The following is a 23,261-nucleotide window of genomic DNA, read 5'->3' as shown; positions in this document are numbered from 1 at the left end:
GCTTTTCTCCTCGATTACCGGGCGGGGCCGCCCAGGGGCGCATCGCGCTGTTGTTGTTCGAGCGCCTCGGCTTCCCGGGCTCGAAGGATCTCGATGTTCCGCTCGTGCCGTGCGCGCGTGATCGGATAGAACAGAAGGATCAGCGCCCCGATTGTCCAGAGCGAAATGACGGTCGGAATGTAATGAATCAGCAGACTGTCCACCACTGAGCGCTGGATCGTCGCCGGATCGGCCTGCTCGGGAAACTGCGACCATGAGAGAACCAGCCCGGCCATGAAGAGGCCGAGCGCGTTGGAGCACTGCTGCATGAAGCTTGATGCGGCGAAGAACGTGCCCGCAGTATGCCGGCCGGTCTCGACCGCGCTTTCCTCCACCACGTCGGCCAGCATCGCGCTCGTGGCGATGAGCGAGACGGCGACCATCGCGCCGTAGATCGCGCCGATAGCGAACAACACGGGCACCAACAGGGGGTGCCCCGGTTCAAAGAACAGCCCGAACAGGCTCAGAAGCAGCGGCGTGAGGCCCATGGCGACGCCGACCACGGCGAAGACCATCGCGCAATTCCGCTTGCCGAACCATCTGCAGAAGATCGGCGCCAACGGAGCCGCCAGTGTTGCCGCCACCAGGCTGTCGAGCGTGAGCAGTGCGAGTTGCGCGGTGTTCAGCTTGAACAGGAAGGTGCTGAAATAGAGCGTGATCGCGCTGTAGAGGCCGATCGCGGTGTACTTGAACACGCCGAACCCGAAGATGGCGAGGAAGGCGCGATTGCGGAAGGCGGCGAACATCTCGGCCACGTGATCACGCAGGCGCAGCTTGGGCTTTCCCTCGGTGGAATCGGCCTGCCGAAGGTAAGGGATGCGGTTGTGCGTGCCGGCCGCGCAGATCAGGATCGCGAGGAAGATCAGCACGGCCCCAAGCGCAGCGAAGTTGGCGTAGCTCGCCGGGTTGAGCTGCCCGCGCGGATACTCGGGCGATTCGATGAAGATGAACGCGAGTGAGAAGGCGGTGAAGCCGTAAACGCCGGCATAGCCGAACCAGTAGCGGAGCGAGAACAGCCGGGTGCGCTCGTTGTAGTCGCCGGTCATCTCGGGCGCCATCGCCGAAGCGTTGATCTCGAACGCGCTGATCGCTGCGCGGGTCGCAGAGGCGAAGGCGAATATCCAGAAACCGAGTTCGAGGTGGCTCAGCCCCTGGGGCGGGAACCAGGTGAGAAAGAAGAAGATCGTCGTCGGGATTGCCGCCGCATACATGAACGGATGCCGCCGGCCCCAGCGCGAGCGGCTGACATCGGCCCAGCGACCCAGGAACGGATCGACGATGGCATCGATCAGCAGGGTACAGGCGAGGGCGGTGCCGACGATCGCCGCCGGCACGCCGACCACCTGATTGAAATAGAGCATCAGGTAGCTCGAGAAGGCGGCACCCTTGACGCCGTTCGCCATCGCGCCCGCGCCATAGCTGATGCGCGTGCCGAAGCCGATCGGCGGCGTGCTGGCCGCGGCAGTGCGAGCGGCGCTGTCCTGCGCGGCGCTCGCCGTGGTCATGCGGCCTGCTCCGCTGCGTCAGTGAGTTCCTCCAGCGGATCGTCGACGGCATGCTCGTACATGGCCTGCGCCGCGGCGCGCCGGTGGATCAGCGAATAGTCGGGGAAGATCGGGTCCGCGACATCGCGGTACTGGCGCAGGTGCTGCTTCGCGACGGTGACTTTGTGCACCTCGGTCGGGCCGTCCGCGATGCCCATCACCATCGAGGCGACGAGATTGCTGACGAAGGGCATCTCGTTCGACACGCCGAGCGAGCCGTGAATGTGGACACAGCGCGCTGCGATGTCGTGATAGACCTTGGGCATCAGCGCCTTGATCGCCGCGATGTCCTTCCGCACCTTGCGGTAATCCTGATACTTATCGATCATCCACGCGGTCTTGAGCACGAAGAGCTTGAACTGCTCGAGCTCGATATAGCTGTCGGCGATCTGCATCTGCACCGCCTGATAGTCGGCGATCGTGCCGGTGCGCGTCTTCCGGCTGACCGCGCGCCTGCTCATCATGTCGAGCAGGCGCCGGCAGTTGCCGACGGTGCGCATCGCGTGATGCACCCGCCCGCCGCCGAGCCGCGTCTGCGAGATGGCGAAAGCGCCGCCCCGCTCGCCGAGCAGGTGGTCCGCCGGCACGCGCACGTCGGTATAGCGGATGTAGCTCTCCGAACCGTCCTGTTGGCCGTAAACACCGACGTTGCGCACGATCTCCACGCCGGGCGTGTCGACCGGCACGATGAACATGCTCATCCGCTCATGCCGCGGCGCCTCGGGATCGGTCACGGCCATGACGATCAGGAAGTCGGCCCACTTGCCGTTGGTCGAGAACCACTTCTCGCCGTTGATCTTCCAGTGATTGCCGTCGAGCTCGGCGCGGGTGACGAAATTGGTCGGATCGGACCCGCCCTGCGGCTCGGTCATCGAGAAGGCCGAAACGATCTCGTTCTCGAGTAGCGGCTGGAGATACCGTTCCTTCTGTTCTGGTGTGCCGTAGTGCGCGATGATCTCCGCATTGCCGGTGTCAGGCGCTTGGCAGCCGAACACGATCGGCGCGAAGCTCGCCCCGCCGAGGATCTCGTTCATCAGGCCCAGCTTGACCTGGCCGTAGCCCTGTCCGCCAAGCTCCGGCCCCAGATGGCAGGCCCACAGGCCTTTCGCCTTCACCTCCGCCTGTAACGGGCGGACGAGTGCGTTGCGCCGGGGATTCTTCACATCGTACGGATGGATGCCGAGCATGCCCAACGGCTCGACCCTTTCGCGGACGAACTCTTCCATCCAGTCGAGTTTCTCCTGAAACTCGGTCTCGGTTTCGAAATCCCAGGCCATCGCTCTTCCCGTTGTCGCCGCCCCTTTGGGGTCTGTGGCGAATCAACATACCCGATTTTTGAAACACTACAAGCGTACGTAAAGTGGTAGGTGAAGGCTTGGCACCGAACCTTGCATGCGGACGCGCACCTTTCCCCGACGCGGATTTTGACTTATCGCGCGCTGCCGTCATTGGTTTTGTCCCGTGTCCAGCAATCGCGCGCCCAACGGTCTCGAAGCCGCCTTCCTCGCGAACCGCGAGCGGCTGCTGCGTTTCCTGCGCGCGCGCGGCGCGGGCGATGCCGCGGAAGACCTGCTGCACGAAATCTGGCTGAAGATCTCCACCGCGGCGGTCGGCCCCGTCGCCGCACCAGTGGCCTACCTTTACCGCACCGCCGACCTGCTGATGATCGACCGCTACCGTTCCGAACGCCAGGCCCGCCGGCGCGACAAGGACTGGAGCGAGGCGGCAGCAACGGTGCCCGGCGTCTCGGACGCGCCTTCGGGCGAACGCGTGCTGATCGCCCGCGACCACGCCCGTCTCGTGGCCGAGGCGCTCGACGCTTTGGGGCCGCGACCCGCGGCGATCTTCCGCCGGCACCGCATCGACGGCGTACAGCAGCGGCAGGTCGCCGAGGAGTTCGGCGTCAGCCTGAGCACGGTCGAGAGCGATCTGCGCCGCGCCTACCGCGCTATCCTCGAGGTCAAGGAGCGGATTGATGAGGCTTGAGACGCTCGGCTCCGTCTTCTCTGCGAAGAGGGCCCCATGAGGCAAGATGAACGGATGACCGACGAAGCGATTGCCTGGGCCGTGCGAACGGGAGACCCTTCGTTCGAAGACTGGGACGGATTCACCGCCTGGCTCGAGGCAGACCCGGCGCATGCGCGTGCCTACGACCGCGCAGTGACCGCGGTGATGGATGCGGCGGAGGAGGGCTTCGTCGCACCCGCCAACGACGATGTTCCCGAGCCAGCGCCCGCGCGCGGCGGCTGGCGCTGGCTGGCGCTCGCGGCGTCGGTCGTGCTGGTGGCGATGCTCGGTTTCATCCAGTTGCGCGACACGAGCTACGTCGTCGAGACGGCGGCCGGAGAGACGCGTACGGTGGCGCTCGCGGACGGCAGCGACGTCACGCTCGGCGGCGCGGCGCGGGTCCTGCTCGACCGCGACGACCCACGCATCGCGACGCTGGAACAGGGTCGGGCGCTTTTCAGCGTGCGGCATGACGACGCGGACCCGTTCGTCGTCAATGTCGGCGGGCATACGCTGGTCGATGCCGGGACGGTGTTCGATGTCGCGCGCATCGGCAAGACCACAAGCGTGGCAGTGTCCGAAGGCGTCGTACTGGTGAACCCGGAGCATAAGCTCGCGCGGCTGGAGCCGGGCGATACGCTGAGCGTCACCGACGGGAGCAACGCCTATCGTCTCGGCACCGCGCCGGTTGCGCGAATCGGCGAATGGCGCGATGGCCGGCTCACCTTCGACGATGCGACGCTCGGGGAGATCGCGCATGAGCTTTCAAGCAGCACCGGCATTGCATTTACCGCCGCGCCTGCGGTTGCAGAACGGCGCGTGACGGGCAGCGTCGCCCTCGCACCGGTAGAGCAGAATCCGCGGGCCATCGGTCCGCTGTTCGGCGTCGCCGTGCGCCGCGAAGGAGATAGCTGGATCATCGATCGACCCTGACGATGCGCGCATCCCTGCCGATAGCCCTGATCGCCCTGGTGGCCGCGGTCCCCGCACAGGCGGAGGAAGTGCGGGTGAACGCCCCGGCCGGGCGCGGGGGTGAGGCGGCCGCCGCGATCGCACGGCAGACGGGCACCAGCATCGTCATCTCGGACCCCGAGCTTGCCGCGCGCCGGGTGCCGGCGATCCGCGGTACCTACACGGCGCGCGAGGCGGTCCACCGGCTTGCCCGCGCTCTCGGAGCACGGCCCGTCAGCGCCGGCGCGATGGGCTGGCGTCTGGTCGCCGAGAGGCAGGCGCCAGCGCGCAAGCCAGCCTCCCGCCGCCAGCGACAACGCGCCGAAGCGCCTTCCCCTCCGCCGCCTGCAGCGGGGCCGCCCATTGTGGTCTCCGCCAGCAAGCGCGACGTGCGCCTGCGCGACTACGCTGGGCAGATCACGATCATCCAGGGCGACGATCTGGCATTCGGCGGACCGGGCGGCAGCGAGCGCATCGCCAACCAGGTCGCCAGCGTCACCTCCACCTATCTCGGCAGTGGACGCAACAAGCTGTTCATTCGCGGCATAGCGGATTCCAGCTTCACCGGGCCGACGCAGGCCACCGTCGGGCAGTACCTCGGCGACCTGCGGCTGAGCTACAACTCCCCCGACCCCGATCTCCGCTTGTCCGACATGGAGAAGGTCGAGGTGCTGGAGGGGCCGCAGGGAACGCTCTACGGGGCCGGATCGCTCGGCGGAATTATCCGGCTCGTGCCCAATGCGCCCGAGCCCGGCGTCGTCTCCGCCTCCGCCAGCCTCGGCGGCTCGGCGACTACCCACGGGGCGCTTGGAGCGGATGCGGGGGCGGTGATGAACCTTCCGCTCGCGGGCGAGGCCGCGACGCTGCGGCTGGTCGTCGATGCCGAGAGCCAGGGCGGCTATATCGACAAGCCGCTGCTCGGCCGCGACGACGTCAACCGCACGCGCATCTACGGCGGGCGCGCCTTTGCCCGTGCCGACCTGGGCGGTGGCTGGACGGTCGATCTGATCGGGCTTGCCCAGCGGATCGATGGCGAGGACAGCCAGTACGCCGACCGCAATGGTCCGCCACTGACGCGCTCCGCGCGGGTGACCGAAGGCTTCGACGCCGACTACCTGCACGGCCAGATCGTCGTCAGCGGGGAGTTCGGCGCGATCCGCTTCCGGTCGTCCACCGGCGTGGTCGATCAAGAGCTTCAGGAGCGGTACGATGCGACCGAGCCCGACGAGCCCACGCGCGTATTCATCCAGAACAACGATTCGCAGATGATCGCCAACGAAACGCGGCTGTGGCAGCCGATGGAGGACCGATTCGGCTGGGTCGTGGGGGCCAGCTTCACGCACAACCGCACCCGCCTGACGCGCAGTTTCGATGCGGCGGAAGTCATGCGCGCGAGCACCGGCGTGCGCAACGGGGTGGACGAGGCGACGCTCTACGGCGAGGCGAGTTATCGCCTGCGCGAGGGGCTGGTGGCGACCGCCGGCGGCCGCGTCACGCGATCGGAGCTCGGCGGCGCGGGCGAGGACGTGAATCCGATGATCGCGCTCGCCCGTTCCGAAGTGACCGCGCAGCGGCACGAGACGGTGTTCCTGCCCTCCGCCTCGGTCACTGCGAACCTCCTTTCCGAAACCGCGCTCTACATCAAGTATCAGGAGGGGTTCCGGCCCGGCGGACTCGCGATCGACGGCGAGTTCGTCCGCCGCTTCCGCAGCGACCGGACGGCCACGCTGGAGATCGGCGCGCGGCACGGACGGCCCGGGGCGGGGCCGTTCGATCTCTCCGGTAGCCTCTCCTTTACCCGCTGGCGCGACATCCAGGCGGATTTCATCGACCCCTTCGGGCTGCCGACCACTGCCAACATCGGCGATGGGCAGGTCTGGACGGCGAGCTTCTCCGGCGGCGTGGCGGTGACCCCAGACCTGCGCCTCGAGGCGGGCCTCTCCTGGAATCGCAGCCGGATCGAAAGCCCGCGCAATTTCCTGTTCACAAAGATCGGTCAGGTGCCGAACATCGCCAACGTCAACGCGCGCGCGGGTTTCGATTACGAGCATGCGATCGGCCGCGAACTCGTCCTCACGGCGCGAGGGTGGGCGCGTTACGTCGGCGAATCGCGGCTCGGTGTCGGGCCCGAGCTCGGCGATCCGCAGGGCGACTATCTGGACAGCGGCCTCACCGCGCGCGTCGGGCGCGAGCGGATGGGGCTGACGTTCAGCGTGACCAACATCTTCGACGCCGAAGGCAACCGCTTTGCGCTGGGCACCCCGTTCGAGATCGGGCGCGAACAGATCACGCCGCTGCGTCCGCGAACCTTCCGCCTGGGGCTCGACTTCGCGTTTTAGCAAAATTTTTGACTGCCGCTCCAAGGTTGGCGTCTGACGGCTCCGTCCTGCTGGTCAACAAAGGACCGGAGGACTCATGCACCGCTACCTGCTTGCGACGACTGCGATCGCCGCACTTGCCACGCCGCTTTCCGCCCAGACCGTGATCTCGGACGATCGCACCCAGCCAGTGCGAACCTCGACGATCAAGAACGGCTCGCCCGATTCGATCCGCATCGACAAGAACGGCTCTGTCGTCGTCAGCAGCGGCACGGCTGCGACGATGGACAGCAACCACGGGATCACCAACGAGGGTGAGATCAAGATCACCAATGCCAACGGCGCGACCGGCATCGCGGCCGCAGCAGGCACGACCGGCAACATCGTCAATTCCGGCACGATCACGATCGACGAGACCTACACGCCCGAAGACATCGACAAGGACGGTGATCTCGACGGGCCGTTCGCAGTCGGCACCGGACGCGCCGGCATTCGCACGCTGGGTGCGCACACCGGCGACATTTCCAACAGCGGCAAGATCGTGGTCGAAGGCAACGATTCGGCCGGCATTGCGCTGGGTGGGCCGCTGACGGGCGATTTCACGCACAATGGCGAGACCAGTGTGCTCGGCAGCAACTCGGTTGCCGTTAGCGCGCAGGACATCACAGGCGACGTGCGCTTGGCCGGCAAGGTGACCGCTCAGGGCGAAGGCGCGGTCGGCGCGCACTTCGCAGGCGACGTTGACGGCGCAATGGTGGTCCAGGGGCAGGTTTCCTCGACCGGCTATCGTTATCCCACGCCGCCATCGAATGCCTCCAAGCTCGATGCCGATGACAAACTCCAGGGCGGATCGGCGCTGGTGATCGAAGGCGATGTCACTGGCGGCATCGTGCTGGCGGCTGCACCGAAGGACGCTGACAAGGACGATGCCGACGAGGACAAGGACGGGATCCCCGATGCCAACGAAGGTACGGCCGCGATTGTCTCGGCCGGCGAAGCCCCTGCGATGGTGATCGGCGCTGAGGACCGGGACATCGCGATCGGTGCGGTTGCGGGGAGCGGCAACAACTTCGGCGTAATCGTTGAAGGGACGATCACTGGCGACGGCGTCTATGCTGGCGTCGACGGCAACGGTTTGGTGATCGGCGGCCGCGGCGGTGCGGTGAGCATCGCAGGCGGCATTGCGAACTCCGGCACGATCGCTGCCAAGTCGGTCGATGCGAGCGCCACCGCGCTGCGCATCGGCGCCGACGCAACGGTCCCCGAGATCCGCAACTCGGGCACGATCGGCGCCAGCAGCGGCAAGACCGAGGATTCGATCGCAACCGCAATTGTGATCGACGAAGGCGCCGACGTTGCCACTATTCGCAACAGCGGCACGATCAAGGCGACAGTGTCCGGCAAGGACGGCGCGGCGACCGCGATCCTCGACCGCAGCGGCGGGGTCGAGCTGGTCGAGAACAGCGGTGCGATCTCCGCTGGAGGTGCCGACGAGGATTCCGACCGCAACGTCGCGATCGATCTGACAGCCAATGCGACGGGCGCGACCGTGCGCCAGACGGCGGTTGCCACGGGCAAGGACGCGCCCTCGATCAAGGGCGACGTGCGCTTCGGTGCAGGGGACGACGTGTTCGAGATCGCCGACGGCACGGTCAGCGGTAACGTGACGTTCGGCGCCGGCAGCAACGAGCTCGCGCTTTCTGGCGACGCCAAGCAGACCGGCACCGTCACCTTCGGCGGCGGCGGCGATACGATGAGCCTCGCCGGTTCGTCGGTATTCGACGGAACGGCTGACTTCGGCGGCGGCGCGGACGTGCTGACGCTGGCGGGGTCGGCGCGCTTCTCCGGCACGCTGACCAATGCGGAGAGCCTCGCCGTCACCGTGAGCGGCGGGGTGCTCGACCTTTCGAGCCCGACTTCGATCGGTTCGCTCGAGGTCGGTTCGGGCGCGATCCTCAACGTCACGCTCGACAAGGACGCGGGCCAGGGCACGTTGATCGATGTCGCCGGGACAGCGACCTTCGACGAGGATTCCAAGCTGCGCTTCCGCCTCGCCGATATCGACAGCGCCGAAGGGCGCTACATTGTGCTCACCGCGGGCGACCTGCAGGTGGGGGACGAACTGACGGGCGACAACACGCTCCTCCCCTTCATGTACAAGGCCACCATCGACGCCGATGAAGCGGCCAACGAGTTGGCGGTCGAGATCGGGCGCAAGACCACCACGGAGCTTGGCCTGAACCGGTCGCAGGCGAGCGCTTACGATGCGATCCTCGACGCGCTCGGCGAGGATGACGAGATCGCCGACGTGTTTCTCAACGTCACCGACGGCGATGCCTTCCGCAACACCGTCACGCTCATGCTGCCGGACCATGCCGGCGGTGCGTTCGAAGGCGTCAGCCTCGGCACGCGGACCATGGCACGCTTCCTTACCGATCCTCAGGGGCCGATCGAGCCCTCGTCCAAGATCCACCTGATCTTCGAGGCCGGCGGCTGGGGCTCCAACAAGGACGAGGGCGAGACCGCCGCTTACGACCAGAGCGGCCTGGGCTTTGCCGCAGGTGCCGAGATCGCGACCGGTATCGGCCGATTCGGCGGCACCATCACCTATCTGTGGAACCGCCACGACATCGGCGACACCAGCTCGGTCATCTCCGGCACCTATGAGCTGGCGGCGCACTGGGTCGGCAAGTGGGGCGGCCTGCAGACCTTCGCCCGCGCCGGCATCGGCATGGTCGATTTCGAAGGCACGCGCTATTTCGACGCCACCGTGGGCGAGGACACCATCTCGCGCGATGTCGAACGCGAATGGGACGGCACCGTCACCAGCTTCATGGGCGGTGCCTCGTTCGAAGGGGGCGGCCAGTTCTTCTTCTTCCGTCCCTCGGTCGTGGTCGACTACGTCCGGCTGAAGGAAGACGGCTACACCGACACCGGCGGTGGTGCGGGCCTGAATCTCACCGTCGCCGAGCGAACAAGCGACGAGTTTGCCGTCAACGGCAGTCTGACGCTAGGCGTCGATCTCAAGGGCATGCGCGCTCGCGACGCGAGCTGGTTCCGCGTCGAAGGCGAGGGCGGCTGGCGCGAGATTCTCGGCGGCGGACTGGGCGACACCACGGCCCAGTTCGAAGGCGGCGATCCGTTCACCCTCCAGGCAGAGCAGAGCGTCAACGGCTGGTATGCGCGCCTGCGTGCGATCGGCGGTGACGAAGCCTTCACCATCTCGGGCGAGGCCGGTGCCGAGGAACGTCACAACGATGTCGGCTTCACTCTGCGCGGCACCATCCGCATGGGTTTCTGAGCCCCCTAGCCCACAGTTCGCTGTGGGCAGGTCGTGCCGCCCGGCTCCCGTCCAGCCGGGCGGCACGACTTCCCGTGGCGGCGCCGCCTTCTCGCGGCGCGGTGCGACCTCCCCCTCCTCTTGCGAATTCTTAACCGCTTGCGGCCATGAAGGGGAATGGCCGGGGTTCAGCGCAGCGTTGAGGAGTCGGGTTTGCGGACCTTCGGGTTCGCGCTCGCGTTCTTCGCGGTAACCTCGCTCACCATCTATTCGACCCGTTTCAGCGGCGGTCTGGCGCTGGTCTGGTTCGGGACCGCGATTCTCGCCGCGCTGCTCGTTAGCGTGCCGGCGCGTGCATGGCCGCGCACGGTGATCTTCTTCGCCAGCCTCAGTATTTGCGCGACCACACTGTTCGGCTTCGGTCCGCACGCCGCGATTCCGCTGGCACTGGTCAACATGTGCGAGGCCACGCTCATCGCCGCGCTGCTCGTGCGGCTGCGTCCGGAGCGGGATTACTTCGAAAACTGGTCCGGCTTCGTGAAGCTTATCGTAGTCGGCGGAATCGTTGGCCCCGGTCTGGCGTCGCTGCCGGGCGGAGGGCTCGTTGCGGCGGAAGTGGGGGGCGTATGGGGGCATCATTCGATCGAATGGTTCGCCGGGCATGGCCTCGGCACGCTCCTGGCGCTGCCGCTCGCGCTCCTGCTCGCGCGCGGAAGACCTGTCGGGTTTACACGGCTGCGCACGCGGCGCAGCTGGGGGGAACTCGCCGCTCTTTCGCTAGCCTGCGTCGCGGTCGCGTTTCTCGCGTTCTACCAGACGGCCTATCCCATCCTGTTCCTGCCGATCCTGCCGCTGATGGTCGCCTGCTTCCGTTTCGGCCGGATCGGGGCATCGGTCGCGGTCCTGCTGACTGCCCTCGTAGCCTCAGCCTCGCTGATCGCTGGCGCCGGTCCGTTCGCGGCCCTGCCGGTCGCGCTAGCGGAGAAGGCCATGTTCCTGCAGTTCTACCTCGTGGTCGTGCTGCTCGCGTCGCTGCCGGTGGCGACGGCGCTCAAGCATCGGGAGATCCTCCACGCGAACATCCTGCACCGCGAGGCGCTGCAGCGGATGATCTCCGATCACTCGGACGATGCGCTGCTGAGCCTGGATGAAACTGGACAGATCCGCTTCGCTTCTCCTGCGGGCCTGCGCCTCAGCGGAGCCGACGACCTCGAGGGCCTGCCACTGTCCATATTCTTCGACGATGCCGATGCGCCGCTGATCGCGGATGCACTCGCGCGGGCCGGAGCGGCGCCGGGAGTGACCAAGGTCGTCGAGCGCCCGGTCACGAAGGGCGGAGAGGCCCTTTGGCTCGAGGCGAAAGTCCGAGCGGTCGAGGGAGGGCAGGCGGTTCCCGGCAGCTATGTCGTCACCGTGCGCGACGTAACCGTCCGCAAGGAAGAGGAACTGCAGGCCATGCGCGATGCCTCTACCGATCCCCTGACAGGGCTGCCCAACCGCCGCGCCTTCCTCAAGGAACTGGAGCCGGCCCTGGCCGTGGCGGATGAGCGCCCGTTCTCGCTGGCGATCATCGATCTCGATCATTTCAAGACGGTCAACGACCGCTACGGCCACGATGTCGGCGATCTCGTGCTCAAGCACGTCGCGAGGATCATGAAGCGCCTGTCGAATGACGAGTGCTTCTTCGCCCGCCTCGGCGGCGAGGAGTTCGGAATGATCGCTCGGCATGATGCCGCGGCGGATTCGACCGATGTGTGCGAACGGCTGCGCGAAGCGATCAACGAGAATCAGATCCGCGACGCCGATGGCGGCATGTTCGGCGTTTCCGCGAGCATCGGCTTGGCGCACTTGCGCGAGCCGTGCAGCGCGACTCTGGCGCTCCAGACGGCGGACTCGCCTCTCTATGCCGCGAAGGCGGCCGGGCGGAACCGGGTCCATGTGGCGCAGGGACCGCTCGGCTGGAAATACCGCGCCGAGGGCACGCACGACCGCCATCGGCTGCTTCAGTGCGTGTGAGCCGCGCTGCCGCCCGCTCGATGGCGGCTTAGATCTGGACCACCTGCTGTTCGATCTTGCCGAAGATCGAGTGGCCCTCTTCGTCCTCCATCCAGATCGCCACGCGATCGCCGGGAGCCATGAAGCGCGTTTTCGCTTCGCCCTGGGCAATCGTTTCGATCATGCGGATCTCTGCGATGCAGGAATAGCCCGCGCCCCCTTCGGCGACGGGCCTGCCGGGGCCGCCGTCCGCGTCCTGGTTGGAGATCGTGCCGGAGCCGATGATGGCGCCGGCGCCCAGATTACGCGTCTTCGCCGCATGTGCGACGAGGTCGGCGAGGCTGAAGGTCGCGTCCTGGCCGACATTGGCACGCCCGAACGGTTCGCCGTTGTAGTCGACCATCAGCGGGCGGTGGATCACGCTGTCCTTCCATGCGTCACCCAGCTCGTCCGGCGTCACCGCCACGGGGCTGAACGCGGTCGCCGGCTTGGACTGGAAGAACCCAAAGCCCTTGGCCAGCTCACCCGGGATCAGGCCGCGCAAGCTGACGTCGTTGACCAGCATCAGCAGCTTGATGTGCTTCGCTGCCTGTTCGGGCGTGGTGCCCATCGGCACATCGTCGACGATGCAGGCGATTTCGCCTTCCATGTCGCAGCCCCAGGCCGTGTCCTTCAGCGGGATGTCGGCGCGAGGCGGCAGGAAATCGTCTGACCCGCCCTGGTACATCAGCGGATCGTGATAGAAGCTCTCGGGCACCTCTGCACCGCGAGCCTTGCGCACCAGCTCCACGTGATTGATGTAGGCGGAACCGTCTGCCCACTGGTAGGCACGCGGCAGCGGCGAATGTGCCTCGCGCTCGTGGAAGCGTTCGCAGGGCACGGCCTGATGCTCGACGTCGCGGTAGAGAACCTCAAGCTTCGGCGCGATCTCCGCCCAGTTGTCGAGCGCGTATTGCAAGGTCGGCGCGATATTGTCGGCCGCGCAGTAGCGGGTGATGTCCTTGGAGACGACGATCAGCTTGCCGTCGCGGGTTCCGTCGTTGAGGGTCGCAAGCTTCATGTCTCAATCCTTTTCCGGGCCGGCAAGCTCGGGGTTGTCCGGCTGGTTGTCGGGGTGGGCGCGCTGGAATTCGGGCAGCGCGAGGCAGGCCGCTTCGATCCGCACGATGTGCGGCATGGCGCTCAAGTCGAGAGCGAAGCGGCGCGCGTTGTAGACCTGGGGTAGCAGCACGACCTCGAACAGGCCGGGTCTATCGAACAGGAAATCGCCCGTGCCGAGCTGCGCCAGGCGCGCCTCGATCGGGGTGAACGTGCGCGTGAGCCAGTGCCGGTACCAGGTATCGATCTGGTCCTGAGAGGCACCGAACTGCTCCTTCAGGTACTTGAGGACCTGCAGGTTGTTCGGCGCGTGGGTCTCGGTGGCGATGGCATAGGCGAGCTCGCGCGCGGTGAAGCGCTGCTCCCTGTCAGCCGGCAGCAGCGCAGGTTTGGGGTAGGCTTCGTCGAGCCATTCGAGCTGCGCCATCGACTGCGCCCGGTCGCGCCCGTCGGCTTCGAGCAGCGGGACGCTGCCGAAAGGGTTGCGGGCCGTATAGGCCTCGCCCTTCTGCTCGGAGGTCACCAGGTTGACCGGCACGTACTCGTAATCGAGCCGTTTCAGGTTCAGCGCGATCCGCAGGCGATAGCTCGTCGAGCTGCGATAGTATCCGAAGAGCTTCATCAGAACGCCGGAATTCCCGTGATCGCGCGGCCGAGGATCAGCGCGTGGACGTCGTGCGTGCCCTCGTAGGTATTGACCGTTTCGAGGTTCACCATGTGGCGGATCACCTGATATTCGTCGGAAATACCGTTGCCGCCATGCATGTCGCGCGCGGCGCGGGCGATATCGAGCGCCTTGCCGACGTTGTTGCGCTTGACGATCGAGATCATCTCGGGCGCGAACCGGCCCGCGTCCATCAGTCTTCCGACTTGCAGGCTGGACTGCAGGCCCAGGGCGATCTCGCTCATCATATTGGCTAGCTTGAGCTGGTAGAGCTGCTTGGAAGCGAGAGGAACGCCGAACTGCTGCCGGTCGAGCCCGTACTGGCGCGCGGCATGGAAGCAGAACTCGGCCGCGCCCATGCTGCCCCACGAAATGCCGTAGCGCGCCCGGTTGAGGCAGCCGAACGGCCCCTTGAGGCCCTGCACTTCGGGCAGGAGCGCGTCTGCGCCTACCTTGACCTCGTCCATCATGACCATTCCGGTGGTCGAGGCACGCAGCGAGAGCTTGCCCTCGATTTTCGGCGCCGAGAGTCCGGCCATGCCCTTTTCGAGCAAGAACCCGCGGATCGCGCCGCCATGCGCTTCGCTCTTGGCCCAGATGACGAAGACGTCGGCGAAGGGCGCGTTGGAGATCCACGTCTTGGAGCCGGACAGCGAATAGCCGTCGCCGTCCTTCTTCGCATAAGTTTTCATCGCGCCAGGATCGGAGCCGGCGTCGGGCTCGGTCAGGCCGAAGCAGCCGATCAGTTCGCCGCTGGCCAAGCCGGGCAGATACTTCCGCCGCTGCTCGTCCGATCCGTAGGCGTGGATCGGATACATCACGAGGCTCGACTGGACCGAAGCCATCGAGCGGTAGCCCGAATCGACCCGCTCGATCTCGCGCGCGATCAACCCGTAAGCGACGTAGCCCGCGCCGGCGCCGCCGTATTCCTCCGGGATCGTGGCGCCGAGCAGGCCAGCGCGGCCCATCAGCGGGAACAGTTCGGGCGCGTCCGCCTCGTCGCGGAAAGCCTGTTGCACGCGCGGCTGCAGCTCGCTCTGAGCGAAGGCGCGTGCGGCATCGCGGATCATCCGCTCGTCTTCGGTCAACTGCCCGTCGAGATCGAACGGGTCTTCCCAGCTGAACGGCACCATCCCGGCCATGGTTTCTCCTGTAACTGTCGCATTCCCCTTTGCAGGGTTGCGCGGCAGCGGCAAGCCCGGCGCGAGCGACCGTGCATGCGAGGCGGAGAATGCAGAGGATGCCGCGTGCGGCACCGATCTTAGCTGTCCTTGGGAAACGGCCTCAGTGTACGCCGAGCGCCTTCTGAACCTTGGCAAGCATGACGCTGGGAGGGCAGGGCTTGGAACAGGCGATCGCTGTCGGATAACGCCTGCGGACCTCCTCGGGCGTGAACTGGCCCGAGTGGAAGATGATGGGCACGTCCTCCGCCATCAAGGCTTCCGCGAGCGGGAAGGCGTCGCCATCCTCGAGCTCGACGTCGAGGATGGCGAGGTCGGGTCGAGTCTTCTGGACGGCAAGCATGGCCGTGGAGATTTCCGAATGCGGACCTTCTACTTCGTAGCCCGCCTCCTGGACCGTGTCGCACAAGTCGAACGCGACGATGAACTCGTCCTCGGCAACCAGAATACGCGGATGATTCATCATGATGTCCTGCAGGCCCGGATTTGACCGAATTAACCTGTCGCAGACCCAATCGTTCCCAGGCCGCATTCTCGTGTTTGTCAGAGCTTGCCGAATTTCTCTTCGTATCCGGCCGTATTTCCCTCTGCCAAAAGACGAGCTTGCTCGACCCAGCTATCGCGCCGGATGCGCCCCTGGAAACGGCCGAGCTGAGCGTCGATCCGGTCGATATCCGCGTCGTTCCAGGCCGCGATCTGGGCAAAGCTCGTAATGCCGAGCGACGCGAGCAGTTCGTTGAGCTTGCCGCCGACGCCCTTGATCCGTGTGAGATCGTCGCTCGCCGCGGAGGGGGATGTCGGAGGCGTCCGCTGCGCCTCGGCCTCGGTCTCCGCCGCTTCCGCCTTCTCGGCCGCCCGAATCTGCTGCGCCTCCACGGCGGCCGCCACGGCCGTTCCCGCCCCGGCCACACCAGGCGGCACCACGGGCGGCTGCACCGCTGCGGCGGGCGCGGCATCGATCAGCGCCTGGTTGCGCGCCGCGGGGGCGACGCCTTCGTCGAGCACGTCCGCAGCGCTGTGGTCCCGCACCTGGGTCTTGCGTGAGGAGGCGAATATCCACCACGCGATCGCAATGCCCAGCAACAGTGCGACCACGAACAGCGGCCACCACGTTTCCACCATTTGCATCATGCCGTCATTCTCCCAGATCGTTCGATACGCCGCCCCATATCAGCCAACCGAGGCCCAGGCCGACGCAATAGGCTGCGAGCAGCATTACCATCAATTCGAACCACATCGCCATGTCAGCGTGCCCCCGGTTGATCGACCGGAGTGATGCTGATCGGCTGTGTGGCCACTACCGAAAATTCGATCCGTCGGTTGGCGGGATCGGTCGGCGTCAGGCCTTCCACCGGTTCGCTCGATCCTACGCCGCGCGTGCGCAGTCCGTCTCCCGGTATCCCGCGTGCGATCAAGGCCTGGCGCACGGCCTCGGCGCGTTCCATCGACAGCGCGAGATTGCCGGGTTCCGGCCCCGAACTGTCGGTGTGGCCGGTGATGGCGATAATGCTGCCGAGACACGGACGCAGCGCCCTTGCGACCTCGTCAAGCAGTTCATGACTGGCGCTATCGATCGTACTGCGCGATTCCTCGAACCGGATCGTCCGCGCGCGAAGCAGGGCATCGACGTCGTCCTGGCAGTGCGTTGGCGTGTATTCAGGGCCGCCCGAGTGCGCGCGCGCCTCACCGTCGGCCCACCGGATTCCGCCCACTCCCGGGACTGCGCCGACGGCGTGCGCGATCTTGTTGCGCGTACTCTCGTCCAGCCCCTCGCCGCCGCCGAGGATCGGATGCCGTGACGGCCAGCCGGATGGGGAGACGAACCGCGCCGTGACGCCGCCTCCGCCCGCTTCCTCGATGGCCTGCGCAGCCCGTTCCGCGAACTGGGCCTGCAAATCTCCGGCCGACATCGACGCTCCGGCAATCGCGAGTGCGCCCGTGACGAGCGCTCCGGCCGCGACGGCGATGGAGGGACGGACTGGCATGGCCGCGCTTTAGCGGGCGCGCGCGCCAGGGGGAAGGGTGCGGTCGAAATGCGCCTGCTCAAGCCGCCGGCGCATCCTCTCCCCCGAGATTCTTGCGGAAGAGCACTCGGTCCTCGGGGCCGAAACCCTTGCGCCAGATGATCCAGCCGTAGGTGAGCAGGATCAGCGGGATGCCGAAGATGAGCTCCGCCCATTCGGGCAGGCGCGTCGCGAGGTAACCCACTGCGATCGCGGGGACTGCGGCCCATACCAGTGCCCAGCGCCAGTTGTTCACACGCTCGCCCAGAATGCGCGAGAGCACCCATGCCTTGACGAGCGAGGCGACGCCGAGGGCCACCATCAGCGCGATCGCCGCACCGGCCGCCTTGTAGGATTCGCCGAGCGCCCATCGCTCCATCAACAGGATCGCAGTCACGGTCAGCACGCCCTGAAGTGCGATTGTCCCGACCGAGATCGCCAGATTGCGCTTTCTGGCAACGTAGACCAGCGCCGCCTCCGAAACGACCGCGGTCGCTGCAACGACCTCCGCCGCCAGCAGGAAAGCGAGCGCCCCGGTGCCGCCGACGAAGTTGGGCCCGACGAGGCCCATCACTGCTTCGCCCGGAACACCCAGCGCCAGCGCGATTCCCGCCTGCGCCGCGACGATCCAGAAGCCCACCTGGCACACCTGCTTGGCGATCGCCGGGTAGTTCTTTTCCTTGAGATTGCGCGTGATGACGGGGCCGAGGATCGGCTCGAAGCTGGTCTTGAGCTTCTGCGGCAGGCTCGCGACCTGCTGCGCAATATAGTAGATGCCGACCGCGGCGGGCGCGGCGAACAGGCCCAGGATGAAGATGTCCAGCCGCCGGGTGCCCCATTCGATCGCGTCCGCGGTTGCCAGCGGAAAGGCGCGGGTGGACATTCGCCACATGCCTTTGGGGTTCGGCCGCCACTGGCGAGGCAGACCGTAGGTCCTGAAGAACGGCCACGCCGCAGCGAACATCCCGGCGTAGATCGAGGCGATATAGGCAAGCGAGAGGCCGGATTGCGGGATCAGGTAGAAGAGGAGTCCCGCCATGATCGAGATGGTCCATGGCTCGACCACGGCCCGCGCGCGCACGGTGGCCGCGATGTCGAAGCGGTAGGCCTGCGCCGCGAGCAGGATCTCGGTCAGCGCATAGGCGGGGATCGCGGTGACGAGCAGCTTGTCGAGCGTGCTGTACTGCCCTGCCGGGAACATCGGTGCGGGAACGAACCACAGGAAGACGGCCGCCACCGAGGAGAGCAGAACGGCGAGCAACATGCTGTCGAACACGAGGTTCGCCGGGCGTATGCCTTCGCCTTCCGACAGGCGCTGGGCCAGACCGCGCTTTTCGCCCATCGAGCAAATAAGTGCGAGCAGTTCTACCACGACGAGGGCGGAGGCGAAGCGGCCCAGTTCGGCCGCGCCGTAGAGCCGCCCTGCAATGAACAGGAACGGCACCCGCGCGGCGAGCCGGAGCAGGAAGCCGATGAAGTTCGTTCGCCCGCCCTTGGCGAGTGCGGCGATGTCGCCCTGCTGTGCCGCGTCGGTCACGCAAGGCCTTCCTGTTCGGCGCGCAGCGGACGGGACAGCAGTTCGGTCACGATATCCCGCGCAGGCGCGCCGCCCAGCAGGCGATAGACGGCCGCGGCGAGCGGCATGGCGATGCCGCGGCGCGCAGCGAGCTCGGTCAGCACGGGCGCGGTGTGCGCCCCTTCGGCGACCGTGCGCCGGTCGGCCATCAGCGCTTCGGCCGACTGGCCTTCGCCCAGCGCCTTGCCGAGCGAGAAGTTGCGGCTGGAGGTGGAGGAGCAGGTGAGCACGAGGTCGCCCAGGCCACAGAGTCCTGCCAGCGTCTCGGCCCGTGCGCCGAGCGCCTCGCCGAAGCGCAGCATCTCGGCGTAGCCACGCGCGATCAGCGCCGCGCGGGCGTTCTGGCCGAGTTGCAGGCCATCGACCACGCCGCAGGCGATCGCGAGCACGTTCTTCACCGCGCCGCCGATCTCGGCCCCGATCACGTCATCGGTATAGTAGGGGCGGAACGACGGGCGCGCGATGACCGGCGCGATACGGTCCCACTGCGCTTCGCCGCCGCTGCACGCGAGTGTTACCGCGGTCGGCAGGCCGGCGGCGACTTCGTGCGCGAACGTGGGCCCGGAGAGGACCGCCGTTTCGCTTTCCGGCGCGGCGGCCACGGCGACTTCGTTCATCAGCCGGCCGGTACCGGCCTCGATCCCCTTACTGCACAGCACGAGATCGCGCGGGGGCTGGCGCAGGCTTTCGAGCACTTTGCCGAGGTGCTGCGCGGGCGTGACCGCGAGAACCGTTCCGCACGCTGACAGATCGCCCAGCGCGTCGGTTGCCCGGATCGACGGTGCAAGTTCGGCCGACGGCAGGTAGAGCGCGTTGCGGCGGGCCGTGTTGATCTCTTCGACCAGCGACGCCTCGCGCGCCCAGAGCAGCACATCGCGTCCGTCCGATGCGAGCATCTGCGCCAGCGCGGTGCCCCAGGCACCCGCGCCGATCACCCCGACCGGGGCCGGGCCGTTCATGCCTTGTATCCTGCGCCGCGCACGGGTTCCGCCTCGGGATCGAGCGGCCAGCGCGGCCGTGCGGCGATGTCGAGCGGATCGGACTGGCCGAGCCGTTCACATCCCGCCCAGGCGATCATCGCCGCATTGTCGGTGCACAATGCCATCGGCGGGGCGACGAAGCGCATGCCGCGTTTCGAAGCGAATTGTTCGAGCGCATGACGAATCACCTGATTGGCCGCGACGCCGCCGGCGACGACAAGAGCCGGCACGGGCTCCATCGTGTCGAGCGCGACCCGCAGACGGTCAAGCACGCAGTCGAGCGCGGCCTGCTGGAAGCTCGCCGCGAGATCGGCATCGCCGTGCTGACCGCTTTCCTTCGCGCGCAACACGGCGCTCTTGAGCCCGGCGAAGCTAAAATGTGGCTCCCCGCTGCCGATGAGTGGGCGGGGGAGGGGGACGGCACGCGGATCGCCTTCGCGGGCGAGCCGCTCGACCGCCGGACCGCCCGGGAAGCCGAGCCCGAGAATCTTGGCCGTCTTGTCGAACGCCTCGCCCAGCGCATCGTCGATCGTGGTGGCGAGGCGGCGATACTGACCGACGCCGTCGACCCGTAGGATCTGACAGTGCCCGCCCGAGACGAGTAACAGGGCGTAAGGGAACTCGAGGTCGGCATCAGCCAGCCGCGGTGAAAGCGCGTGGCCTTCCAGATGGTTGACGGCGATCAGCGGCACGTCGCCCGCCATGGCGAGCGCCTTCGCGCTGACCAGTCCGACCATGACGCCGCCGATCAGCCCCGGCCCCGCGGTCGCGGCGATCGCGTCCAACTCGGCCAGCGTCAGACCCGCCTCGTGCATCACGGCCTCGATCATTGGCGTCAGCCGCTCGGCATGGGCGCGCGCCGCGATCTCGGGCACCACGCCGCCGTAGGGCGCGTGGCTCTCGTCCTGCGACGCAACGCGCTGCGCGACGATCCGCCTGTCGGTGGTGACGAGGGCCGCCGCTGTCTCGTCGCAGCTCGATTCGATGCCAAGCACGATCCCCATGGTGCTTCCCCTGAACAAATTGCCTCGCTAGGGCAAGCGCCGCCCATGACCGACCAGCCAAAGCTTCGCCTCGGAACCCGTCAATCGCCGCTCGCCATGGCACAGGCGGGCGAGGCGCGGGACCGCCTGTGCGCGGCCCAGGGATGGCCGGTAAGCGCCATTGAACTGGTGCCGGTGCGCGCCAGCGGCGATAAGGTTCAGGACCGCCCTCTGGCCGAGATCGGGGGCAAGGCGCTGTGGACCAAGGAACTCGACGAGTGGATAGTGGAAGGGCGCATCGACGCGGCGGTTCACTCGATGAAGGATGTCGAGACGATCCGCCCCGTCAGTCTCGCGATCGCCGCCGTGCTTCCGCGTGCGGACGTGCGCGATGTGCTGATCGGCGCGGCGAGCGTGGCGCAGATCCCACGCGGCGCGAGAGTGGGGACGAGCGCCCCGCGACGGGCTGCACAGTTGCTCCATCATCGCCCTGACTGCGAAGTGGTAATGTTCCGCGGCAACGTCGCGACCCGTCTGGCGAAGCTCGCAGCAGGTGAAGCCGACGTTACGCTGCTCGCCGCGGCCGGTCTGGCCCGGTTGGACAAGCGCGGCGTCGGCACGCCCATGGACGCGCGCGAATGGCTGCCCGCCCCGGCGCAGGGCGCGATCGGGATCGAGTGCCGTGCCGACGATGCGGCGACCCGTGCGCTGATCGCTGCCGTCGATGACGCGCCCTCACGCGCGACGGTCATGGCCGAGCGGGCGCTGCTCGCTGCTCTCGGCGGTACCTGCCATAGCCCGGTCGCTGCGCATTCGGCACTGCAGGGGGGCGATATTGTCCTGCGCGCCGCCCTGTTCAGCCCCGATGGAGCGGAGCGGGTGGACGGGGAGTGCACGGTTTCCGGCAGCGACGGCACGGCGTCCGCAGGACTGGCCGCCGATCTTCTTGCACGGGCGAGCGCCGGGATTGCGGTGCATTTCGGCGGAGCGGCGTGAGCAGCAGGATCTTCGCGATCCGGCCCGAACCCGGGCTTTCGGCCACCGTCGAGGCGGGGGGGACGATGGGGATCGCGGTAGAGGGCTTTCCGCTCGCCGAAGTGCATCCACTCGCCTGGGAGGCACCGCACGAGGGCGATTTCGATGCGCTCCTGCTCGGCAGTGCTAATGCCGTGCGACACGGCGGCGCAGCGCTGGCGCAGTGGCGTGGGCGCCCCGCGCATGTTGTGGGCGAAGCGACGGCGCGGGCGGCGCGGGCGGCGGGGCTCGCGGTCTTTTCGGTGGGGCAGGGGCACCTGCAGCCGGTGCTCGACGGCCTAGCGCAGGAAGGACCGTTGCGTCTGCTGCGGCTGACGGGCGAAGCGCATGTGGCGGTGACGCCGCCGGAAAACGTCTCGATCGAGACGCGCGTGGTCTACCGCGTGATCCACCGGCCGATCCCGCCCGAATTTGCCGCGCGTCTTGCGCAGGGCGGAATCGTGCTGCTCCATTCGGGAGAGGCTGCGCGTCATTTCGCAAGCGAATGCAGCCGCCTGGGCATCGCGCGCGAGACGATCTCGCTGGCTGTGCTCGCACCGCGCATCGGCCAAGCGGCAGGCCCCGGATGGCAGCGTGTGCATACGGCGGCCCAGCCCATGGATAGTGCCCTGCTGGCCATGGTCCGCGACATATGGCATTGACGGGCGCGCGATTGCGCCCTTGAAAGCGCGCGGGCCGCAGAACGGAATTCGATGGATAGATATTCGCCCCCCAGCCGCACGAGCGGTTCTCTCAAGCCGATCCTTGCCGTAGCGGTCGCAGCCTTCCTGCTCGGCGCGCTGGCTGTCGGCTACTTCGCTTGGAATTCGGGCTTCCACTTCGGATGGGAAAGCGCGCCCGATGCGGTCGAGCAGCCTGCCGAGGCGGCACCCGAGCCCCAACCGATGCTCTCGCCTACGCCGACCCCGTCGCCGACCGGGTCGGAAGCGGGCGCGAGCGATACGGTCGAACGGGTGGCCGAACAGCAGGGCGGCATCGACCAGCGCCTGGCTGCGGCCGAACAACGCCTCGCGCGTCTCGATCTCCAGGCGCAGGCTGCCGCAGGCAATGCAGCGCGCGCGGAAGGACTGCTGATCGCCTTCGCGGCGCGCCGGTCGCTCGATCGCGGCGCGGACCTCGGCTATCTCGCCGATCAGTTGCGCCTGCGTTTCGGTGATGCAAAGCCCAATTCGGTCGAGACGATCATCGCGTTCTCCCGCAACCCGATAACGGTCGACGTCCTCGTAGCGCGCCTCGAAGGCCTTGCGCCGGAACTGACCGAGGCGACGGACGATCCGCTGATCGAGCGTCTCGGGCACGAGTTGAGCCAGCTTTTCGTCATTCGCCGCGAAACCACGCCTTCTCCGCGGCCCGAGCGGCGCATCGAGCGGGCGCGGTTCTTCCTCGAAAGCGGGCGCGTGAACAAGGCGATCGAGGAAGTGCGCAACCTGCCCGGCGCCGAGCAAGCGCAGCGCTGGATCGCCGATGCCGAGCGCTACGTTGCGGCGCAGCGTGCGCTCGACCTGATCGAGACCTCAGCCGTGCTAGAGCCCCGGCGCCTGCGCGACGGGGCGGGCAACACAATCACGCAGCCGAGCCCGGCGAGCAGCGCCGAGGAGCAGTAGCCC

The 23,261-nt window shown here is 67.3% G+C and carries 19 protein-coding genes; 8 read left to right on the top strand and 11 right to left on the bottom strand.

Annotation, left to right across the window (positions count from 1 at the left end; translation table 11 throughout):
* Positions 1–14: 14 nt before the first annotated feature.
* Entirely contained in the window at positions 15–1,544 is a 1,530-nt protein-coding gene (locus AC3A5N_RS01985; RefSeq protein WP_487735634.1) for an MFS transporter, read from the bottom strand.
* Positions 1,541–2,860 (bottom strand): acyl-CoA dehydrogenase family protein, encoded by a 1,320-nt coding sequence (locus AC3A5N_RS01980; protein WP_487735633.1) that lies wholly within the window; start codon positions 2,858–2,860, stop codon positions 1,541–1,543. Before AC3A5N_RS01980 ends, AC3A5N_RS01985 begins: the two co-directional genes overlap by 4 nt.
* Positions 2,861–3,044: 184 nt before the next feature.
* Here AC3A5N_RS01980 and AC3A5N_RS01975 point away from each other — a divergent pair, with 184 nt between their 5' ends.
* From AC3A5N_RS01975 to AC3A5N_RS01955, 5 genes are all read left to right on the top strand, one after another.
* Positions 3,045–3,569 carry an RNA polymerase sigma factor gene (locus AC3A5N_RS01975; RefSeq protein WP_487735632.1) on the top strand — a complete coding sequence of 175 codons (525 nt, stop codon included), beginning with the start codon at positions 3,045–3,047 and terminating at the stop codon, positions 3,567–3,569.
* Between the two features lie 36 nt (positions 3,570–3,605).
* Positions 3,606–4,523 (top strand): FecR family protein, encoded by a 918-nt coding sequence (locus AC3A5N_RS01970; protein ID WP_487735631.1) that lies wholly within the window; start codon positions 3,606–3,608, stop codon positions 4,521–4,523.
* Between the two features lie 2 nt (positions 4,524–4,525).
* Entirely contained in the window at positions 4,526–6,880 is a 2,355-nt protein-coding gene (locus AC3A5N_RS01965; RefSeq protein ID WP_487735630.1) for a TonB-dependent receptor, read from the top strand.
* A gap of 76 nt (positions 6,881–6,956) precedes the next feature.
* A complete protein-coding gene (locus tag AC3A5N_RS01960; protein ID WP_487735629.1) occupies positions 6,957–10,160 on the top strand; it encodes an autotransporter outer membrane beta-barrel domain-containing protein in 3,204 nt (1,067 codons plus the stop codon).
* A 156-nt stretch (positions 10,161–10,316) separates the two neighbouring features.
* On the top strand, positions 10,317–12,155 hold the full coding sequence (locus AC3A5N_RS01955; protein ID WP_487735628.1) for a GGDEF domain-containing protein: 1,839 nt from the start codon (positions 10,317–10,319) through the stop codon (positions 12,153–12,155).
* Positions 12,156–12,183: 28 nt separating this feature from the next.
* Here AC3A5N_RS01955 and AC3A5N_RS01950 read toward each other — a convergent pair whose 3' ends face one another.
* The 9 genes from AC3A5N_RS01950 to tsaD form a co-directional block, all read right to left on the bottom strand.
* The gene (locus AC3A5N_RS01950) at positions 12,184–13,194 is read right to left on the bottom strand and encodes a fumarylacetoacetate hydrolase family protein (RefSeq protein ID WP_487735627.1); all 1,011 of its coding nucleotides are present in this window, start codon (positions 13,192–13,194) and stop codon (positions 12,184–12,186) included.
* 3 nt (positions 13,195–13,197) lie between these two features.
* Positions 13,198–13,854, bottom strand: a complete 657-nt coding sequence (gene maiA, locus AC3A5N_RS01945) for a maleylacetoacetate isomerase (protein ID WP_487735626.1) — start codon at positions 13,852–13,854, stop codon at positions 13,198–13,200.
* A complete protein-coding gene (locus AC3A5N_RS01940) occupies positions 13,854–15,029 on the bottom strand; it encodes an acyl-CoA dehydrogenase (protein WP_487736304.1) in 1,176 nt (391 codons plus the stop codon). The genes maiA and AC3A5N_RS01940 overlap by 1 nt, the downstream gene beginning before the upstream one ends.
* A gap of 151 nt (positions 15,030–15,180) precedes the next feature.
* On the bottom strand, positions 15,181–15,543 hold the full coding sequence (locus AC3A5N_RS01935) for a response regulator (protein ID WP_487735625.1): 363 nt from the start codon (positions 15,541–15,543) through the stop codon (positions 15,181–15,183).
* 77 nt (positions 15,544–15,620) lie between these two features.
* The gene (locus AC3A5N_RS01930; protein WP_487735624.1) at positions 15,621–16,208 is read right to left on the bottom strand and encodes a hypothetical protein; all 588 of its coding nucleotides are present in this window, start codon (positions 16,206–16,208) and stop codon (positions 15,621–15,623) included.
* Positions 16,209–16,321: 113 nt separating this feature from the next.
* Positions 16,322–17,062 carry an OmpA family protein gene (locus tag AC3A5N_RS01925; protein WP_487735623.1) on the bottom strand — a complete coding sequence of 247 codons (741 nt, stop codon included), beginning with the start codon at positions 17,060–17,062 and terminating at the stop codon, positions 16,322–16,324.
* Between the two features lie 58 nt (positions 17,063–17,120).
* Complete coding sequence (locus tag AC3A5N_RS01920; protein ID WP_487735622.1) at positions 17,121–18,617, bottom strand: lipopolysaccharide biosynthesis protein; 1,497 nt, start codon at positions 18,615–18,617, stop codon at positions 17,121–17,123.
* Positions 18,614–19,615 (bottom strand): NAD(P)H-dependent glycerol-3-phosphate dehydrogenase, encoded by a 1,002-nt coding sequence (locus AC3A5N_RS01915; RefSeq protein WP_487735621.1) that lies wholly within the window; start codon positions 19,613–19,615, stop codon positions 18,614–18,616. Before AC3A5N_RS01915 ends, AC3A5N_RS01920 begins: the two co-directional genes overlap by 4 nt.
* Complete coding sequence (gene tsaD, locus AC3A5N_RS01910) at positions 19,612–20,640, bottom strand: tRNA (adenosine(37)-N6)-threonylcarbamoyltransferase complex transferase subunit TsaD (RefSeq protein WP_487735620.1); 1,029 nt, start codon at positions 20,638–20,640, stop codon at positions 19,612–19,614. Before tsaD ends, AC3A5N_RS01915 begins: the two co-directional genes overlap by 4 nt.
* Positions 20,641–20,685: 45 nt before the next feature.
* Between tsaD and hemC the strand changes: the two genes are divergently transcribed.
* From hemC to AC3A5N_RS01895, 3 genes are read left to right on the top strand one after another with little or no spacing between them, the layout of a single operon-like run.
* Positions 20,686–21,615: a hydroxymethylbilane synthase gene (hemC, locus tag AC3A5N_RS01905; RefSeq protein WP_487735619.1), complete on the top strand. Its 930-nt coding sequence runs from the start codon at positions 20,686–20,688 to the stop codon at positions 21,613–21,615.
* Positions 21,612–22,295, top strand: coding sequence for a uroporphyrinogen-III synthase (locus tag AC3A5N_RS01900; RefSeq protein ID WP_487735618.1), 684 nt, complete (start codon positions 21,612–21,614; stop codon positions 22,293–22,295). The genes hemC and AC3A5N_RS01900 overlap by 4 nt, the downstream gene beginning before the upstream one ends.
* A 51-nt stretch (positions 22,296–22,346) precedes the next feature.
* Positions 22,347–23,258, top strand: coding sequence for a hypothetical protein (locus AC3A5N_RS01895; protein WP_487735617.1), 912 nt, complete (start codon positions 22,347–22,349; stop codon positions 23,256–23,258).
* Positions 23,259–23,261: the final 3 nt, after the last annotated feature.

The organism is Pelagerythrobacter sp. Soil_C_18, from assembly GCF_057657235.1.
The sequence above is the reverse complement of the archived record's forward strand: the minus strand, read 5'-3'. Positions and strand labels throughout refer to the sequence as shown.

What these genes read in the sequence shown, in the direction of transcription:
- AC3A5N_RS01985 (WP_487735634.1), bottom strand. Translation starts at nt 1,544, where the DNA reads ATGACCACGGCGAGCGCCGCGCAGGACAGCGCCGCTCGCACTGCCGCG.
- AC3A5N_RS01980 (WP_487735633.1), bottom strand. Translation starts at nt 2,860, where the DNA reads ATGGCCTGGGATTTCGAAACCGAGACCGAGTTTCAGGAGAAACTCGAC.
- AC3A5N_RS01970 (WP_487735631.1), top strand. Translation starts at nt 3,606, where the DNA reads ATGAGGCAAGATGAACGGATGACCGACGAAGCGATTGCCTGGGCCGTG.
- AC3A5N_RS01965 (WP_487735630.1), top strand. Translation starts at nt 4,526, where the DNA reads ATGCGCGCATCCCTGCCGATAGCCCTGATCGCCCTGGTGGCCGCGGTC.
- AC3A5N_RS01960 (WP_487735629.1), top strand. Translation starts at nt 6,957, where the DNA reads ATGCACCGCTACCTGCTTGCGACGACTGCGATCGCCGCACTTGCCACG.
- AC3A5N_RS01955 (WP_487735628.1), top strand. Translation starts at nt 10,317, where the DNA reads ATGGCCGGGGTTCAGCGCAGCGTTGAGGAGTCGGGTTTGCGGACCTTC.
- AC3A5N_RS01950 (WP_487735627.1), bottom strand. Translation starts at nt 13,194, where the DNA reads ATGAAGCTTGCGACCCTCAACGACGGAACCCGCGACGGCAAGCTGATC.
- maiA (WP_487735626.1), bottom strand. Translation starts at nt 13,854, where the DNA reads ATGAAGCTCTTCGGATACTATCGCAGCTCGACGAGCTATCGCCTGCGG.
- AC3A5N_RS01940 (WP_487736304.1), bottom strand. Translation starts at nt 15,029, where the DNA reads ATGGTGCCGTTCAGCTGGGAAGACCCGTTCGATCTCGACGGGCAGTTG.
- AC3A5N_RS01935 (WP_487735625.1), bottom strand. Translation starts at nt 15,543, where the DNA reads ATGATGAATCATCCGCGTATTCTGGTTGCCGAGGACGAGTTCATCGTC.
- AC3A5N_RS01930 (WP_487735624.1), bottom strand. Translation starts at nt 16,208, where the DNA reads ATGATGCAAATGGTGGAAACGTGGTGGCCGCTGTTCGTGGTCGCACTG.
- AC3A5N_RS01925 (WP_487735623.1), bottom strand. Translation starts at nt 17,062, where the DNA reads ATGCCAGTCCGTCCCTCCATCGCCGTCGCGGCCGGAGCGCTCGTCACG.
- AC3A5N_RS01915 (WP_487735621.1), bottom strand. Translation starts at nt 19,615, where the DNA reads ATGAACGGCCCGGCCCCGGTCGGGGTGATCGGCGCGGGTGCCTGGGGC.
- tsaD (WP_487735620.1), bottom strand. Translation starts at nt 20,640, where the DNA reads ATGGGGATCGTGCTTGGCATCGAATCGAGCTGCGACGAGACAGCGGCG.
- hemC (WP_487735619.1), top strand. Translation starts at nt 20,686, where the DNA reads ATGACCGACCAGCCAAAGCTTCGCCTCGGAACCCGTCAATCGCCGCTC.
- AC3A5N_RS01895 (WP_487735617.1), top strand. Translation starts at nt 22,347, where the DNA reads ATGGATAGATATTCGCCCCCCAGCCGCACGAGCGGTTCTCTCAAGCCG.